Source organism: Paenibacillus sp. B1-35 (assembly GCF_050474385.1).
Lineage (GTDB): Bacteria > Bacillota > Bacilli > Paenibacillales > Paenibacillaceae > Paenibacillus_B > Paenibacillus_B alvei.
In genome coordinates, this window is the sequence record NZ_JBCHVJ010000008.1 from 89,537 (window position 1) to 105,728 (window position 16,192).

Sequence of the window (16,192 nt, forward strand, 5' to 3'; positions counted from 1 at the left end):
GAATACATTTCCTTCATAAGAAGTGTTGATGTATGGAATGGAGACAAGATGAAGAAAAAGATTTATTTTAACCACGATGGCGGCGTTGATGATTTGATTTCTTTGTTTTTGTTATTGCAAATGGACAACGTTGAGTTGACAGGTGTATCGGTCATTCCAGCGGATTGTTATTTAGAACCGGCTATGTTCGCAAGCCGCAAAATCATTGATCGCTTCGGTACAGGCGGGCTGGATGTAGCTGCATCCAATTCGCGCGGGAAAAATCCTTTCCCGAATGACTGGCGCATGCATGCATTCTATGTGGATGCACTGCCGCTCTTGAATGAATCTGGCAAGGTCGTAACTCCAGTTGCGGACAAGCCGGCACATGAACATATTATAGATACGCTGCGTGCAACGGAAGGCAAGACGACCCTGTTGTTCACAGGTCCGCTTACTGACCTTGCTCGCGCTTTAGATATGGATCCAACAATTGAAGAAAAAGTAGAACGCCTCGTATGGATGGGCGGTACATTCCGCGAAGCGGGCAACGTGCATGAGCCTGAGCATGACGGAACGGCAGAATGGAACGTATTCTGGGATCCGGATGCTGCTGCTCGCGTATGGGAGAGCGGAATCGAGATTGACTTGGTTGCACTCGAAAGCACGAACCAAGTGCCGCTTACGCTGGACGTTCGTGAACGCTGGGCTGCTGAGCGCAAGCATATCGGGGTTGATTTCCTCGGCCAATGCTACGCTATGGTGCCGCCGCTCGTTCATTTTTCCACGAACTCGACGTACTATCTGTGGGATGTATTAACGACTGCATTCGTTGGCAAGAGCGAGCTTGTGAAGGTGCAAACGGTGAACAGCAAAGTCATTACCGAAGGCGCCAGCCAAGGACGTACGGTAGAAACGGCTGACGGTCGTCCGGTACAGGTCGTATACGACGTAGACCGCGATGCATTCTTCGATTACATGACAGACCTGGCGAAAAAGGCAACAGAGAAGAGGGAATCATAATGTCAGAGAAAAAGCGCGTCATTATTGATACCGATACAGCCGGAGACGATACAATCGCCATATTGACAGCCCTTCATTATTTTCAAGTGGAAGGCGTTATGATTACAGGCGGTAATGTTCAGTTCGATCAGCAGGTGGAAAACGCACTCTATACGATTCAGGTCGCAGGACATAGCGGCAAGGTTCCGGTATACAAAGGGTATGAAGGTCCGATTATGGGACTTGGCCACAAGGAGCATCGTACTGTAGAGGATGTGCACGGCAAGGATGGAATGGGCGATTCCTTTTTCGAAAAGGCGATCCAATCTCCCGAAACCGGACATGCGGTTGATTTCCTAATCGAAACGGTACACCAAAATCCAGGAGAAATTCATCTGCTGGCGATTGCACCGCTGACGAATATTGCGATGGCCATCAAAAAGGATCCGACGATTGTACCGTTAATTCCGCATTTGTACATTATGGGCGGCACGAACAATGCACTCGGCAACATAACACCGACGGCAGAGTACAACTTCTACGTTGACCCGGAAGCCGCTAAGATTGTGCTTCACTCTGGCATTCCAATTACGATGGTTGGCTGGGAAATGTGCACGCAATATTCCATCATGGACGACAGCGACCATGCGGAAATTGAGCAGCTTGGATCGAAGGGCGCAGAGTTCTTCAAGGATGTCAACAAGGTTGTAATGCGCTTCAACAAAAGGGTTCACCGTCTAAATGGCACCACGCATCCAGACACCCTGCTGGCAGCAGTTGCAGCGGATGAGTCGATTATGACGAAGTCTCATCTGTATCATGTTGATGTAGAAACCGTTGGCGAGCTGACAAGAGGCTATAGCTTGGTCGATATCAACAATCGCTTGGAACGCACGCGCAATGTTCGCGTCTGTGAAGCGATCAATCGTGATGCATTTAAGGGAATGCTAGTAGATGTATTAAAATCCATTAACTAACATAATATAATCTAATTCACGGCCAATGAAATTGAAGTGGTCTATCTGACCCTTTCGCTATGACAATCTTGGTCACAGACTCGATGAAGAAAGGATCTGTATATGCAATACATTTGGGGGCTTCTAGGAATTTTAGGTATTTTCGTTATAGCACTGGCGTTATCTAAAAATCGCAAGTCGATTAATCCAAGAACGGTCATTGGCGCATTTGCGATTCAATTCATTTTTGCCTTAATCGTTCTGAAGTGGGAATTCGGCAAGACGATGCTGAACTACTTGTCCAAAGTTGTTCAGAGCATCATTGATTCTACGAATGCAGGGATTCAATTCTTGTTCGGCGGGATACTGGGTGCAGAGAAAGCTGGCTTTACGTTCGCGCTGCAAGTGCTGCCGATCATTATTTTCTTCTGTTCGTTAATCGCGGTTCTGTATTACCTCGGCATTATGCAGTGGGCAACGAAAATTATCGGCGGATTTCTGGCAAAGGTGCTCAAAACGAGCGAAACAGAATCGATGTCGGCGGCAGCGAATATTTTCCTCGGTCCAACCGAAGCGCCGCTTGTTGTTAAGCCTTATATCGAGAAAATGACCAAGTCAGAGCTGTTCGCAATTATGGTCGGCGGACTGGCGTGCGTCTCCGGCTCCGTACTGGGCGGATATGCGATGCTTGGCGTGCCGATCGAGTACTTGCTTGCAGCAGCATTCATGGGCGCACCGGGCGGCTTGCTGATGGCCAAAATCATGATGCCGGAAACCGATCATCATCTTCGAGTGGAACGGGTTCAGATCGTGAAGGATACAGAGTCCCGTAACGTTATCGACGCAGCGGCTCGCGGTGCGGCGGACGGTCTTAAGATCGCTGCCGGCGTAGGAGCCATGCTGCTGGCGTTCATCTCGCTTATTTTCTTAGTGAACATGATCATCGGCTGGGTTGGCGGTGTGTTCGGGATTGAAGCGCTGACGCTGGAGCAAATTCTTGGCTACCTGTTCGCACCGGTTGCCTTCTTGATCGGCGTTCCATGGAGCGAGGCGCTGCAAGCGGGTTCCTTCATCGGGCAAAAGTTCGTTTTGAACGAATTCGTCGCGTACACTTCGTTCGCGCCTGAAATTGTAAATCTGTCTCCGAAGAGCGTAGTCATCATCAGCTTTGCACTGTGCGGCTTTGCCAATCTGGCAGCTATTGCGCTGCTCATAGGGGGACTGGGCGGCATTGCCCCTTCCCGCAGACAGGATCTCGCTGAGCTGGGCTTCCGCGCGATTATTGCTGCAACACTGGCGAATCTGATGAGTGCCGCGATTGCGGGGATGCTCGTATAATTGAGAATAGGTTAGAAAAATAGGTAATGATATTCAAGGTAATAAGAATAATAAAGAGGCGGTCGTTTCCCAAGAGCGAAAGGGGGGAGGTCGCCTCTTTCCTTTTAAAAGTAGGGGAAAGCCTGTCTAGCACTTGATCTTTTCAGAAAAAGGTATAAAATAATTGAAAGTTGATGTAGTGAAACTTTGTTGTGCATGGAAAAAAGGTGGGTTGATTATGGGATCAGGAAAATTCTTGCACAAAACTCAAAATGGTTCAAGTTTAGAGGAGATTAATAACACAGTACCTATACCGAGCAACGCGGGTTTCTGGCGAAAGCTGTGGGCATATTCAGGGCCAGGGGCGCTTGTTGCAGTTGGATACATGGATCCTGGCAACTGGGTTACCTCCATTGCAGGCGGATCGCAGTTTGGTTATTTGCTATTGTCGGTTATTCTTATTTCTAGTCTAATTGCGATGCTGCTGCAGAGCATGTCTGCGAAACTAGGGATTGTGACCGGAATGGATCTGGCGCAAGTGACCCGATTGAAAACGGGGAAAAAATGGGGCTTTGCCCTATGGATTATTACCGAATTTGCCATAATGGCTACAGATATAGCTGAGGTTATCGGCAGTGCGGTTGCGCTTAATTTATTGTTTAATATTCCTCTACTCGTCGGAGTATTCATTACCGTACTTGATGTATTTTTACTATTGATTTTGGCGCGGTTTGGATTTCGGAAAATTGAAGCCATCGTCGTTACGTTGATTGCAACGATTCTTGTTGTTTTCCTATATGAAGTGATTATTGCGCAACCTAATGTGGCTCACATGCTTGGCGGGTTTATTCCAAGGTCGGAGATTGTATTTAATGAAGGAGCTTTGTTCATCGCTCTAGGAATTGTCGGCGCTACGGTAATGCCGCACAACTTATATTTGCATTCATCGATTGTGCAGGCGCGCCAATATGATCGTGGAAATCGCAAATCGCTTAAAGAAGCGATCAAATTTGCGACTATCGATTCCAATATTCAGTTAACCGTTGCGTTTGTGGTAAATTGCTTACTGCTTATTTTGGGTGCTTCCTTGTTCTTTGGCTACAGTGGTTCTTTGGAGACACTTGGGCAATTATACCGCGCACTGAATGACAGCTCGATTGTAGGTGCGATTGCCAGTCCGGTATTGAGTGTATTATTTGCAGTTGCCTTGCTTGCATCGGGCCAAAATTCAACGATAACTGGAACGCTATCCGGGCAAATCATCATGGAAGGCTTTATCCGCATGAAAATGCCGATGTGGGCTAGACGGATGATTACTCGCGGAGTGGCTATTATTCCGGTCATTGTATGCATCCTGGTGTTCGGGAGTACGGAATCTGTTGTCGAGAAATTATTGATATATTCACAAGTGTTTTTAAGTGTTGCGTTGCCATTTTCCATCATTCCTTTAACGATATTTACGAGTGATGAGAAATTAATGGGTGAATTTAAAAACAAATTATGGGTTGTGATTCTAGCCTGGATTACTTCCATTGTCTTAACTGTTCTGAATATCTGGCTCATTATTACGACGTTCCAATAGTATTTCAGAAAAGGATAGCTGCAAGCCTCTGAACCCGAGTGGTGGACACGTTAAAAGGTGCCTCACTCGGGTTCGCTGCATTTTCTCCTTGGATATAATCTTTAAATGTCTATCATGGAAAATATTTGATGGAAAGAATACGGTCTTTTGTTTAAAGTTAAAAATATCCACGACATAGGAGTATAGGAGCAGTGTACAGATTTAGATTTCTTTTAAGTATGTATACGACTTTATTCCTACAACGTTATAGGTTCGAGAGGAGTTAATAGCGTGCAGCCAACTACTAGAACGATAACAAGCAATAGAGCGAGAAAGCCTGTCGCGACGACACAAACAAGGACTTCCAGCAGCCAGATGAGAACGGGTAATCATACAGGCAAGATAACAGGTTCTAGCAGCAACACGAATAACCTGATAAATGAGCATCATGATGCAGTCAGTTGTGAAAAATGTGGTTCAGTACAAATTGTAGGCGGGCAAAGAGGATTTAGTGCGGGGCTTGCCTTTTTAGGCGGTGTTTTTTTTACGTTGCTAGGTACATTGCTTGGTCAAGCGATTGGCGGCCCTACAATTACAATGTTTTTTATGCTATTTGGTTTAATATTAGGGTTTTCAGGAAATAGCGAGCTGATTAATTCATGTATGAGATGTGGTCATAAGTGGAGACCAAGATTGCGGAAAAAGAAGAAATAAGTATGGAAAGTAACAACGAAGGGAGTGTTTGCTATATTCATTTCATTAGGTCAATTTGAAGTTACCACTGGGAAACTGGTTGTATCCGATCCATGCTACGACTTGAATGAAAATACAATCATTATGGGCGTGCTGGACAATGCGTTGAATGGGACATGGGACGCCTATGTAAGCAAGACGGAGGTTCAAGATTGGGGAGAAGCCTGCGCCAAGCTTATTGCCTGCCATAGCTCGGTTGCCGATAAGTTGGAAGCCATAGAATGGGTGAAAGGGAATTTCATTGTAGGCGTGGATAGCGGACAGGCTGGAATCTTTGATGTGAGCAAGTATCGAATTCCGGATGCCGATGCAGAAGGTAATGAGTCCGACAATGCGGACAGTGACTGGTATTTCGCCTGCTGCGACATTACAGAAAGCAATGAAGATGCTGGTGTGCTGGATGGCGGCGTCGTTTCTCGTACCGGATTTGGAGATGGAGCCTATGCAGCGTACTATGCCGTCAACGGGCAAAATCAGATCATGGGAGTTAAGATTATTTTCATTAAGGACACAGAGTTATAAAAACGGAACGAGAGCAACTGCTTAAAAGGATTCCGTAAATGTCTGCTGAAAAAGTGTAAAGGCAGCTAACAAAGAGCAAGTGCAATGACATTCCGAGGATGTGGAGCGTCATTATGCTTGCTCTTTTGTCATATCTTCATCTAGTAACCATGCTGTTCAATGGGAGGAAATGAAGATGACGAATGTGATGAAGGCACGTCCGAAGCTGTATGTGATGGACAATGGCCGCATGTGCATGGATAAGAACTGGCTGATTGCCATGCATAATCCGGCAACGGTTCTGAATCCGAATGCAGCGACCGAATTTGTGGAATTTCCCGTCTATACGGTGTTGATTGATCATCCAGAAGGCAAGATTTTGTTCGATACGGCCTGTAACCCGAACGGAATGGGCAAGGAGGGACGATGGTCCGAAACGGTACAGCTTCTTTTTCCATGGGCAGCGGGTGAGGAATGCTATCTGCATAATCGACTGGAGCAGTTGAACGTATCTCCGAAGGATATCAAGTATGTCGTGGCCTCTCATTTGCACTTGGATCATGCGGGATGTCTGGAACTGTTCACGAACGCAACCATTATCGTTCACGAGGACGAACTGAACGGCGCTTTGCAATCTTATGCCCGCAACGAAAAAGAAGGAGGCTACATTTGGGCAGACATTGATGCCTGGATCAAAAATAACTTGCAGTGGAAAACGATAAAGCGGACAGAGGATCAATTGGAGCTGGCTGAAGGCATTACGCTGCTGAACTTCGGAAGCGGGCATGCTTGGGGCATGCTGGGATTGCATGTCGTTATGCCAGAAACGGGCGGAATTATTCTCGCTTCTGATACCATTTATACGGCTGATAGCTTCGGTCCGCCGGTGAGACCGCCAGGCAATCTGTATGACTCGCTTGGCTACCGGAATACGGTCGAGCGAATCCGTGCGCTTGCGGAGCGAACGAAGTCCCAGGTATGGTTTGGGCATGATGCCAATCAGTTTAAGGGGTTTCGCAAGTCAACAGAAGGATATTACGAATAAGACGGTACTCCATTCTGATGACAACGGACACGATCCTCTCCGGTATAGGAACAAGGAGTTCATCCAATGATGAACTCCTTGCTTCTTGTGAAATGACAGCCTTGCTCCTCGTTCGTCAAACACGGAATCGGGGTTCCAACCAACCTCCCAATAGTTGTTCTCCGGGTCAGCAGAGTAATTCGTTCTTCCGCCTTAGAAGGCATCGCTGGGCTCGCGGAGAATTCGCGCACCTGCTAGTCTGATTTGCTCAACGGACCCCTAGCAAGGTAATGGATGCTGCCCTCATTGTATCCCAAGCACAAATTCAACTTCAATCCTAGGACTTAAGGTGATGTGTCTCCCATAGAAATGGGTCTTGTTACCAAATATCTCACACTTTATAATCTCTTTGTATGTATGAACAAAAAAGGGAAATCCGAGGTAGCGCGATATGAAAAGATTGCTTTGGTGCATGTTAGCTATATGTATAAGTGTTGGCTGCTATATTCCTAACGTCTATGCTTCCCAGGTACAAGTCGAGGTGGATGGGAGGGGAGTGACCTTCCCGGACGAGCTGCCATATGTGGACGCTGCTACCAACCTTACGATGGTTCCTGCCAAATTTGTGTCCGAAAAGCTTGGCGCAACTGTAAAGTGGAACAGAGCGTTGAACCAGATCGTATTTTCCTATAAGAAGGATACGATTGCATTGGGGATTGGGGATAATCATGCCATAGTAAACGGGAAGAATGTAACATTCGGTGGAGGCGCTCTAGTTAAAAATGGGCGAACGATGGTTCCCCTGCGCTTCATTAGCGAGGCCTTTCGTGCTCAAGTGGAATGGCAGCCGAAGCAGAGTCAGGTCAGCATCATGACTGCTGTCAGCAATGTTCCGAAGGGAACCTGGATATGGGATAGCCAAATGATTGTAAAGGAAGCCGATCAGGTCTTCAGCTTTGCCAAAGAACACAATGTGACGGCGCTTTACTTGCAAATCGATACCGATATGGCTCCGGCGAAATATGAAAGCTTTATACGCAGCGCTAAGGCTCATGGCATTCAAGTCGAGGCATTAGGCGGACGGCCTGAATGGGCGTATAAAGAGAAGCGGAATGAAATTGCAAAGTTTATTACATGGGTTACAACCTACAATTCCTCTGTTGGCGCGGAAGCAAGCTTTGCAGGACTGCATTTTGATATCGAACCCTATCGGCTGAGCGGATGGAAGACGAACAATAGAGCAATAGTGACAAGCTGGATGGATAACTTGAGATGGATCGAAAAAGAAACTAAAGGAAGCGGGATCAACATTACGCTGGACGTTCCATATTGGCTGAATACGATCAAGGTACCGGGAACGGATTACAGTATGAGCGCATGGCTGCTGGAGAAGTTCGATCGCCTCGTTATCATGGATTACCGCAATTATGCGTTAGGGAAAAGCGGAATTATAGAAAACGCACAGGCCATAATGAGAGAAGCCTCTACACTGAAGAAGCAAGTCGTTGTGGCTGTAGAGACGGCAGAAAGTTCGGAAGGCCCGCACACATCCTTCTATTCCATGGGCAATGAAGCAATGGAAAAGGAACTTCAAGCCGCTCATAACAAATTGACGCGCTATATGAGCTATGCCAGCTTTGCCATTCACGATTACGACAGTTGGCAGGAAATGAAATAACATTTGGATTTTTACCGTAACTTCACATCTCGTTTCCCTAGCTTGACTTCATTGTATTGAAGTAAGGGAGTTACTGTCCAAGCTCATTCAAAATTCCCCTTTCCTAGCTAAACAGGTTATGATCTTGTACGCTTTCCAGATATTATGGAGAGGGTAGGCCTTTGATTCTAGTGCTTAGCTTTGATATAGTAAGCTCTTAGCCGCAGATTAAGGATGTTGCGGATTGAATCCAACCAAGGATCGGGAACTCTATATACAAACAATCATGGAGTGATTATATGAGCAAAGCTAAAGGCAAAGGCGGAACAGGCAGAGGAACGGACAAAAAAGGTTGGAATAGATGGCAAGCTAGTGCAAAGAGAGCGAAAAGCAAACCTTATACAAGCAAAGGTACTAAAAAAGCGAATAACGCAAAGTCGGATGGCGCAAAGAGCAACAGCAATCATAAAGGATAAAGGCGTGAAATCCGAAATATAAGTTGGCCAGAAGGATACGTAACATTTTCCAAAGTAGGATCACAGTATAAAATAAAGAAACGAAAAAACACCTCCTTTGCCTATAACGGTTCGTGGAATCCGAGTTGGCTGGAAGAGGTGTTTTTGAACATTTTTGCAACGGTAATGCTAGGCATTCTTGTCCGCGAAATATTCTTGATATTGGCTGGGCGTGACATGGGCGTACTTTTTGAAAATGCTGATGAAGTACTTGTAGTCGCTGAAGCCGATATCGTGAGCAATGTTGTAGACTTTGTTGTCGCCTGATTTCAGCAGGTCGATCGACTTTTGGATGCGATAGCGATTCAGGAACTCGTTGAACGTATAGCTCGTCTCGGCTTTGAATTTTTGGTTCAAGTAATAGGCGCTCAAGTCGAGCTGATCTACGAGATCGTGGATGCTAATTTTCTTTGCGTAATTTTCCTGCACATAGGTGATCATTTGCGATACATACTTCGAAGTTTTCGTTTCTTTCTCCATAAATTTACTGATCAAAATCTCTTCGGTCTCTTGCGAATGATTCGAAATGACCTCATATTTGCGCTGTAAATCGACATTCTTCTTGGCAGATTCCAGAGCAGCAATCAATTGATCATCCTCCAGCGGCTTCACGAGGAACTCGGTTACACCCAATTGCAGCGCCTGCTTGGCGAGATGGAACTCATTATAGCCGGAAATAATAATGCTGCTGAACGTATGCTGCTGCAGTCCCTCGCGAATCATGGAGATACCGTCCATAATGGGCATATTGATATCCGTAATGACAATATCCGGCTTAAGCTCGCAAATTTTCTCATAGCCGTCCTGTCCGTTCAGCCCTTCTTCCACGACGATGCAATCATATTGCAGCCAATCAATGCTGAAGCGTATGCCTCTGCGAATCATATCTTCGTCCTCAACCAGCAGAACCTTGAACATCGTTATCACTCCATTCGTAAGGAATTGTTAGTGTCACACAGGTGCCTTTTCCTTGATTACTGTCGATATGGATGCCGGAGTCCTCGCCGTAGAGCAGCACCAAACGGCGATGAACGTTGTACAGCCCGATATGCTGCGTGGTGTTATTTTGGCTTTGCAGGATTTGGTTTACCTTCTGCAGCGTTTCTGCATTCATGCCTTGTCCGTTGTCACAAACCTCCAGCATTAACTTCCCGTCAGAAGGGTAGATCCGAATTTCGATGAGTACATTGGATTGATTTAAATAGCCATACTTGATAGCGTTTTCAATTAGCGGCTGCAGCAACAGCTTTGGAACATACACATGATTGGTCTCCTCCACGACGGTAATGCGGTACTCCAGCCGCTCATTGAATCGGATTTGCTGCAGCTTCAAATAATCCCGCACGTAATTCATGTCATCTTTCAGTTGGACGCTCCGATCGTTGCCGATGCTGTAACGCAGCAGTCGCGACAGCAGTATGACGATTTGCTGCGCTTGATTGGCGTCCATCTTAATGGCGTAACGCAGCGTTTCTAATACGTTGAAAATGAAATGCGGATGGAATTGCGATTGCAGCTGCTTGACCTCGATAATGGTGCGGAGCTCGGACAGCTCTTTATTTTTCGCCATCAATTCCTTTAACCGATCCAGCATCGCATTGTATTCAGCGCCGAGAATTTCGAACTCGTCATTCGTCTGAATATCCACATAGCCATTGAAGTTTCCTTCACGCAGTTGGGCTAGGGCCAGAATTAATTTATCAATCGATTCGGAATTGCGGGCAGACATTTTATTCGATAGGAAATGAATGATGACCCACAGCAGCAGGCTGGCAGCGAGAATAAAGATAGACACCGTATAGTAGGTGTACTGCTCTGACATATAGGAATTGAGCGTGATTACTTGAATGGGTGTGCCTGGTATGCGCTTGGTATACATGTAGTAGGTGCCGTCGTTCAACTGAACATGTCCTTGCTTATCCAGCTTGGGGCTGAATTTATTCAGTACGCCCTTGGTCACATTGCTGGTGGTGGCAATGATCGAGTTATGTTCGTCCGTGATCATCGCGATTTCATTGTTTTGTTCAAAAATAAGCTTTTGCATGTCGGATTCGTAGAGCTGGTAGACGATATAGCCGATCGTCTGCTTGTCCTTGACGATTGCTTTGCCGAACGTATAGCTTGTGTCGCGATCATGGGAATAGCGGAAGCTGTTCATTTCGGTAAGCATTCCGCCAGATTTGTGCTCGATTCGGTTGATGAGATTGCCGAAGGCAAAGTTGTTATACAGTGCATCCGGCGAATCGGAGCTGGCTCGGAAGATGCCGTCTTTATCGACGATATGGAAGATGCTCTTCACCTTTTGCCGATTGTTGAAATCATAAAATTCGGAGTACACTTTATCGCTGCCTAAGCGTGTAGTCACATAATTCAATACGGCAGGTGAGACAGCCATGCGATTGATTTCGTCGTGGTACTGTTGAAAAACCTCCATCATAGACTTGCTGATAGACTCGGCAGCCTCCGTCGTTTTTTGAGTTAAATTCATCCTTCCATTAATGATCGTAAAGATGAAAAACAGCACGATCATAATCGAAAACGGAATCACTGCATACAGCCGAAATAAGTGACGGGTTGACTCCTTGAAATTGCGAATCTTTTTCTGTTCCATGTCTCCCTCCACCAATGATAGGCCTTTCATTCCTTATTATACTGGTCGGAACCCAAGAGCAGATCATCCAAATAAAACCAAGTCGGCCCTCTGCGAGGTACCGACTTGGTGTGGATGATGAACTCAAATATGTTGTTCAAAAATTTCGGTTTTCAGCACCGAGAAGGTTGCGGGAACTCGAAGCTTATACTTTCGTAGCGAATTTTGCGTCGCAAAACTTGTAAGGAGCAGCGGAATGTAGATGAGGCTGCATGAGCAGCTACAATGTTTCCGCAGGAAACATGCTTCGAAATCAAACGCTGTTCGAGAGTGAACCCAAGATTCGATGCCGAGTTCCTTCCTGTGTTACTTCGTGATCAAAGACGGACTTTTTGAACTTTCTCTCTTATAGGGAGACTTCTTTTTGTCCAGATAGCTTCAGGAAGACGAGCAGCGAGATGACTGTAATGACCGTCAGAATCGTAGATAGTGCTGCCGCCACGCCATAGTTGCCGCGAATAACCTCGGTATAAATGGCAACCGTAACGGTTTTCGTTTTGCCTGTATACAAGATGATCGAGGTACTTAATTCAGTAATGATTGTAATCCAGCTTAGAATTGCACCGGAGACGACGCCCGCGAGCATCATCGGCAGCGTAATTTTAAAGAATGTCTTCATCTGGGAAGCGCCCAAGCTGATTGCGGCTTCTTCAATACCGCCGTTAATTTGATGCAAAATGGCTGCACTGGAGCGAATCGTATAAGGCAAACGCCGGATGACGAACGAGATAATCATAATGAATGCGGTTCCGCTTAGTGCCAGCGGCTTGTCGTTGAACGTAATCAGCAAAGCGATACCTAAGATGGAGCCTGGAACGATGTATGGGAACATCGTGAAAATATCGAGCGTGTTCGTTAATGTATTCTTTCTGCGAACCGTTACGTAAGCAATCAGAATCGCAAGCAGGATAATAACGACGAGCGACACGATAGCTAGGATGAACGTGTTCGTAATGACACTGCCGATATTGTTGAAGGCATTCTGATAGCTTTGCAGCGAGAAGCCGTCAACGAAGACGCGGCCGTTCGATTTCAGGAATGACGTATAGATAACGTACAATTGCGGCAGCAGCGCGATTAACGTATACAGATAGATGACAGCATGTGCCGCGATATTGCCAATGCCTTTTTTCTGCTTCGCTTCAATTGGGTGCAAAGCACTCATCGTAAAGGACTTGCGATTGGCGATGAACTTTTGCAAAAGGAAGACTGCCGTTGCGAACAATACAACGATTACACTGATTGCGGCAGCAAAGCCGTCGTCGCCGCCGACCTCACTGATGAACTCGGTAAAGATCAGGACAGGAACGGTCTTGAAGCCTTCACCGATCAGCATCGGCGTACCGAAGTCGGCCAGTGCGCGCATGAATACGAGCAGCCCGCCTGCGAGCAATGTAGGTGTGATAAGCGGGAGCAGTACCTTGCGCATCTTGTTGATGCCCTTATAGCCCATGCTCTCTGCCGCTTCCATAAGCGATTGGTCAACATTTTTGAGTGCCCCGGATACGTACATGAAGATGAGAGGCACCATTTGCAGGGTCAAAACAACTAAAATGCCGGTAAATCCATATATGTCAGGCATTTGGAAGCCAAATGTATTGCTGACGAATTTGGTAATGACGCCGTTTCTTCCGAGTAGAAGAATCCAAGAGTAAGCACCGATGAACGGGGCCGACATGGACGAAAGCAGGATCAAAATCCGAATAGTCGAGTTCCCTTTAATTTTTACGGTAGCCATAATATAAGCTAGTGGTGTTGCGATGAGCGCCGCAAGGGCGGTTACGCAGACAGTAACTTTAATACTGTTGAATAGTGCATTGGTGTAATACGGCTTGCTGAAAAACTTTACGAAGTAGGCGAGTGAGAAGTCGCCTGTTGTACCGTTGAAAAAGCTTTTGAACAGCATCGTAAACAAAGGCAATGCCAGAAACAGCATGTAGAAAGCAAATATCAGGAACGAAATGTTAGTCCAGACGTCAAATCGTTTGCGCGTCCCCCTCATAGCTGACCGCCCCTTGTATAGTTCAATTCACCTGCAGCATCGTACACGTTGATTTTGTCCTTTTTCACCTTCAAATGAATGACTTGGCCAGGATCGAGAATCTGTGTTGTCTTTGATTCCTGCGTAATTTCCACGCGCTGACCGGATTCCAAATCGACGAAGTAATGCGTGTTCTGTCCCAAAAAGACGCTGTGCACGATGGTCGCCTTCATGCCAGTTTGATCCTCAGTCATGACGAATTCCTCTGGGCGAACCGAGATTTTGACGTTCAGCTCATTTTGCTGTGTTGAAGCTGGAAGCTGAATGTTAGGAAGCTCCTCTGCATAGCCGGAACCGAAATTCACTTTATAGCTGCCGCCTTGACGCGTTAAGCTGCCTTCGATAATGTTCGTGCGTCCGATGAACGTAGCAACGAACACGTTGGCTGGGCGTTGATAGATTTCCTGCGGCGTTCCCAAATGCTGAATGACGCCTGATTTCATAACCGCGATGCGATCGGATACGGCCATGGCCTCTTCCTGATCGTGTGTTACATACACCGTTGTAATGCCGACTTCGCGTTGAATGTCCTTAATCGCGTTCCGCATATCGACGCGCAGCTTCGCATCGAGGTTGGACAGTGGTTCGTCCATGAGCAGAACATCCGGACGGATGACGATTGCCCGGGCAAGTGCGACACGCTGCTGCTGGCCGCCGGACAGGTTCTTCGGCATGCGATCTTTATATTGCTCAATTTGCACGACCTTGAGGATTTCTTCGACTTTGTCGTTGATTTCGGTTTTGGACAGCTTCCGGTTCTCCAGCCCGAACGCGATATTTCCTTTAACAGTAAGGTGAGGGAAGATCGCATAGCTTTGGAACACCATCCCGATGTTTCGCTTGCCTGGTTCAACCTGATTTATAACGCGCTCATTGAAGTTGATTGTTCCGCCTTCAATGCTGTTGAAGCCGGCAATCATGCGCAGAAGTGTCGTTTTGCCGCACCCGGAAGGTCCAAGAAGAGTGAAAAATTCACCTTTCTTGATCTCCAGGGACAACTCTGGAATGACGGTTGTGTCGCCGTATTTTTTGACTAGGTCTTTGATTTTTATTGTCACGCTCATTGTTGTTGTCACCTAACCTTTTTATAGGTAGTCAAAAAGTCCGATTAATCAAAAGTGGTGCTGAAAACCGGACTTTTTGACACGCATATTTTGATTTTGAAAACCGATTATTTGCTTGTGAATACAGAGATGTAGCGCTCTACGATTTCGGATTTATGCGCACTTACGTAGTCTGTATCTTCGTCGATCATGTTGATCTTGTCGAGTGGCGTCATGTAATCGCCGAGCTGCGTATCCTTGCGAAGCGGACGGTTCGTCAATTGTGTGCCGAATGCGTCTTGTGCTTCCTTGGACAGGATGAAGTCGATGAATTTCTTCGCATTTTCCATATGCGGTGCGTCTTTAATAATGGCGGATGCCGCATCCAAGAATACTGCGCCTTCCTTCGGATACACGACTTCTACTGGTGCACCGTTTCTCACATACGTGCTAGAAGGATCTTCGTAGGTTAAGCCAACAATATACTCGCCGTCCGCGACACTCTTATGAACTGCACCGGAACCGCTTGCAATTTTGCCGTCGAGGTTCTCAATCAGCTTGCCGACATAATCCCAGCCCTTTTGATTTTCATAGTCGCCGCCCATTGCTTTCAGCATGTTCGTAAGCTGAGCAAAGGCGGAGCTGGAGCTTGCCGGGTCAGCGGATGCGATTTTGCCCTTTAGCTTCGGATTGAGCAAATCTTCATAGCCCTCAATTTTGATATCGCCGATCAAGTTCTTGTTCACGAGCAGCACGCTGCCGTCAGAAACAAACGGAGTTGCGAAGCCTGTCTTATTGCGATGGCCTTCAATCAGGTTCGCATCTTCTGGAGATACGTAAGGCTCATACAGGTCGGCATGCTCGCGGTAGCCCGCCATGGAGCCGCCGAACATAACGTCTGCGTACGGATTTTTCTTTTCAGACTGTAAGCGCTTAACGATTTCGCCTGTGCCAGCCGTTACAAGCTCAACGGTAATGCCTGTTTTCTTTTCGAACATGGGAATGATCGTCTTGATGATTTCTTCGCTGTTCGGACTGTAAATGACCAATTTATTGGATGAACCCGAATCCGATTCGCTACCTCCACAACCGCTAAGCACTCCGACAAACAGCATGCAAGCCGCTAGCATCAAAGAAAGCCTTTTCATTTGTTTATTCCCCCTTAAGCAATGTTCATTGCGTTGTGTCTCCAT

At 46.5% G+C, this 16,192-nt stretch carries 14 protein-coding genes; 9 read left to right on the forward strand and 5 right to left on the reverse strand.

Going from position 1 to position 16,192, the window contains the following annotated elements; translation table 11 throughout:
* Positions 1-48 precede the first annotated feature (48 nt).
* From ACQ5BJ_RS22975 to ACQ5BJ_RS23015, 9 genes are all read left to right on the forward strand, one after another.
* Positions 49-1,002 (forward strand): nucleoside hydrolase, encoded by a 954-nt coding sequence (locus ACQ5BJ_RS22975; protein ID WP_430112533.1) that lies wholly within the window; start codon positions 49-51, stop codon positions 1,000-1,002.
* The gene (locus ACQ5BJ_RS22980) at positions 1,002-1,958 is read left to right on the forward strand and encodes a nucleoside hydrolase (RefSeq protein ID WP_289354693.1); all 957 of its coding nucleotides are present in this window, start codon (positions 1,002-1,004) and stop codon (positions 1,956-1,958) included. Before ACQ5BJ_RS22975 ends, ACQ5BJ_RS22980 begins: the two co-directional genes overlap by 1 nt.
* Positions 1,959-2,060: 102 nt before the next feature.
* A complete protein-coding gene (locus tag ACQ5BJ_RS22985; RefSeq protein ID WP_005543006.1) occupies positions 2,061-3,275 on the forward strand; it encodes a NupC/NupG family nucleoside CNT transporter in 1,215 nt (404 codons plus the stop codon).
* 217 nt (positions 3,276-3,492) lie between these two features.
* Positions 3,493-4,836: an Nramp family divalent metal transporter gene (locus tag ACQ5BJ_RS22990; RefSeq protein ID WP_005543004.1), complete on the forward strand. Its 1,344-nt coding sequence runs from the start codon at positions 3,493-3,495 to the stop codon at positions 4,834-4,836.
* A gap of 270 nt (positions 4,837-5,106) precedes the next feature.
* A complete protein-coding gene (locus ACQ5BJ_RS22995; protein WP_430112536.1) occupies positions 5,107-5,529 on the forward strand; it encodes a hypothetical protein in 423 nt (140 codons plus the stop codon).
* A 33-nt stretch (positions 5,530-5,562) separates the two neighbouring features.
* Positions 5,563-6,090 (forward strand): DUF4241 domain-containing protein, encoded by a 528-nt coding sequence (locus ACQ5BJ_RS23000; RefSeq protein ID WP_163976958.1) that lies wholly within the window; start codon positions 5,563-5,565, stop codon positions 6,088-6,090.
* Positions 6,091-6,265: 175 nt separating this feature from the next.
* Positions 6,266-7,114, forward strand: coding sequence for an AhlS family quorum-quenching N-acyl homoserine lactonase (gene ahlS / locus ACQ5BJ_RS23005; RefSeq protein ID WP_430112538.1), 849 nt, complete (start codon positions 6,266-6,268; stop codon positions 7,112-7,114).
* Between the two features lie 430 nt (positions 7,115-7,544).
* Positions 7,545-8,771 carry a copper amine oxidase N-terminal domain-containing protein gene (locus tag ACQ5BJ_RS23010; RefSeq protein ID WP_430112540.1) on the forward strand — a complete coding sequence of 409 codons (1,227 nt, stop codon included), beginning with the start codon at positions 7,545-7,547 and terminating at the stop codon, positions 8,769-8,771.
* A 278-nt stretch (positions 8,772-9,049) separates the two neighbouring features.
* A complete protein-coding gene (locus ACQ5BJ_RS23015) occupies positions 9,050-9,226 on the forward strand; it encodes a DUF3934 family protein (RefSeq protein ID WP_268620101.1) in 177 nt (58 codons plus the stop codon).
* 168 nt (positions 9,227-9,394) lie between these two features.
* Here the strand turns inward: ACQ5BJ_RS23015 and ACQ5BJ_RS23020 are convergent, their stop codons facing one another.
* The 5 genes from ACQ5BJ_RS23020 to ACQ5BJ_RS23040 all read right to left on the reverse strand — a co-directional run bounded on the left by ACQ5BJ_RS23020 (position 9,395) and on the right by ACQ5BJ_RS23040 (position 16,147).
* Positions 9,395-10,183 (reverse strand): response regulator transcription factor, encoded by a 789-nt coding sequence (locus tag ACQ5BJ_RS23020; RefSeq protein ID WP_430112542.1) that lies wholly within the window; start codon positions 10,181-10,183, stop codon positions 9,395-9,397.
* Positions 10,161-11,876, reverse strand: a complete 1,716-nt coding sequence (locus ACQ5BJ_RS23025) for a sensor histidine kinase (RefSeq protein WP_005542991.1) — start codon at positions 11,874-11,876, stop codon at positions 10,161-10,163. The genes ACQ5BJ_RS23020 and ACQ5BJ_RS23025 overlap by 23 nt, the downstream gene beginning before the upstream one ends.
* Positions 11,877-12,261: 385 nt before the next feature.
* Positions 12,262-13,917 (reverse strand): ABC transporter permease, encoded by a 1,656-nt coding sequence (locus ACQ5BJ_RS23030; protein WP_430112544.1) that lies wholly within the window; start codon positions 13,915-13,917, stop codon positions 12,262-12,264.
* Positions 13,914-15,020, reverse strand: a complete 1,107-nt coding sequence (locus tag ACQ5BJ_RS23035) for an ABC transporter ATP-binding protein (protein ID WP_262866355.1) — start codon at positions 15,018-15,020, stop codon at positions 13,914-13,916. The genes ACQ5BJ_RS23030 and ACQ5BJ_RS23035 overlap by 4 nt, the downstream gene beginning before the upstream one ends.
* Positions 15,021-15,127: 107 nt before the next feature.
* Entirely contained in the window at positions 15,128-16,147 is a 1,020-nt protein-coding gene (locus ACQ5BJ_RS23040; protein ID WP_005542986.1) for an ABC transporter substrate-binding protein, read from the reverse strand.
* Between the last annotated feature and the right edge of the window lie 45 nt (positions 16,148-16,192).

Bases quoted from the DNA above. Each gene is read 5' to 3' on its own strand.
- ACQ5BJ_RS22990 (WP_005543004.1), top strand. From the start codon at position 3,493: ATGGGATCAGGAAAATTCTTGCACAAAACTCAAAATGGTTCAAGTTTA.
- ACQ5BJ_RS23030 (WP_430112544.1), bottom strand. From the start codon at position 13,917: ATGAGGGGGACGCGCAAACGATTTGACGTCTGGACTAACATTTCGTTC.
- ACQ5BJ_RS23020 (WP_430112542.1), bottom strand. From the start codon at position 10,183: ATGTTCAAGGTTCTGCTGGTTGAGGACGAAGATATGATTCGCAGAGGC.
- ACQ5BJ_RS22980 (WP_289354693.1), top strand. From the start codon at position 1,002: ATGTCAGAGAAAAAGCGCGTCATTATTGATACCGATACAGCCGGAGAC.
- ACQ5BJ_RS23025 (WP_005542991.1), bottom strand. From the start codon at position 11,876: ATGGAACAGAAAAAGATTCGCAATTTCAAGGAGTCAACCCGTCACTTA.
- ACQ5BJ_RS23015 (WP_268620101.1), top strand. From the start codon at position 9,050: ATGAGCAAAGCTAAAGGCAAAGGCGGAACAGGCAGAGGAACGGACAAA.
- ACQ5BJ_RS22985 (WP_005543006.1), top strand. From the start codon at position 2,061: ATGCAATACATTTGGGGGCTTCTAGGAATTTTAGGTATTTTCGTTATA.
- ACQ5BJ_RS23040 (WP_005542986.1), bottom strand. From the start codon at position 16,147: ATGAAAAGGCTTTCTTTGATGCTAGCGGCTTGCATGCTGTTTGTCGGA.
- ACQ5BJ_RS23010 (WP_430112540.1), top strand. From the start codon at position 7,545: ATGAAAAGATTGCTTTGGTGCATGTTAGCTATATGTATAAGTGTTGGC.
- ACQ5BJ_RS23035 (WP_262866355.1), bottom strand. From the start codon at position 15,020: ATGAGCGTGACAATAAAAATCAAAGACCTAGTCAAAAAATACGGCGAC.
- ACQ5BJ_RS22975 (WP_430112533.1), top strand. From the start codon at position 49: ATGAAGAAAAAGATTTATTTTAACCACGATGGCGGCGTTGATGATTTG.
- ahlS (WP_430112538.1), top strand. From the start codon at position 6,266: ATGACGAATGTGATGAAGGCACGTCCGAAGCTGTATGTGATGGACAAT.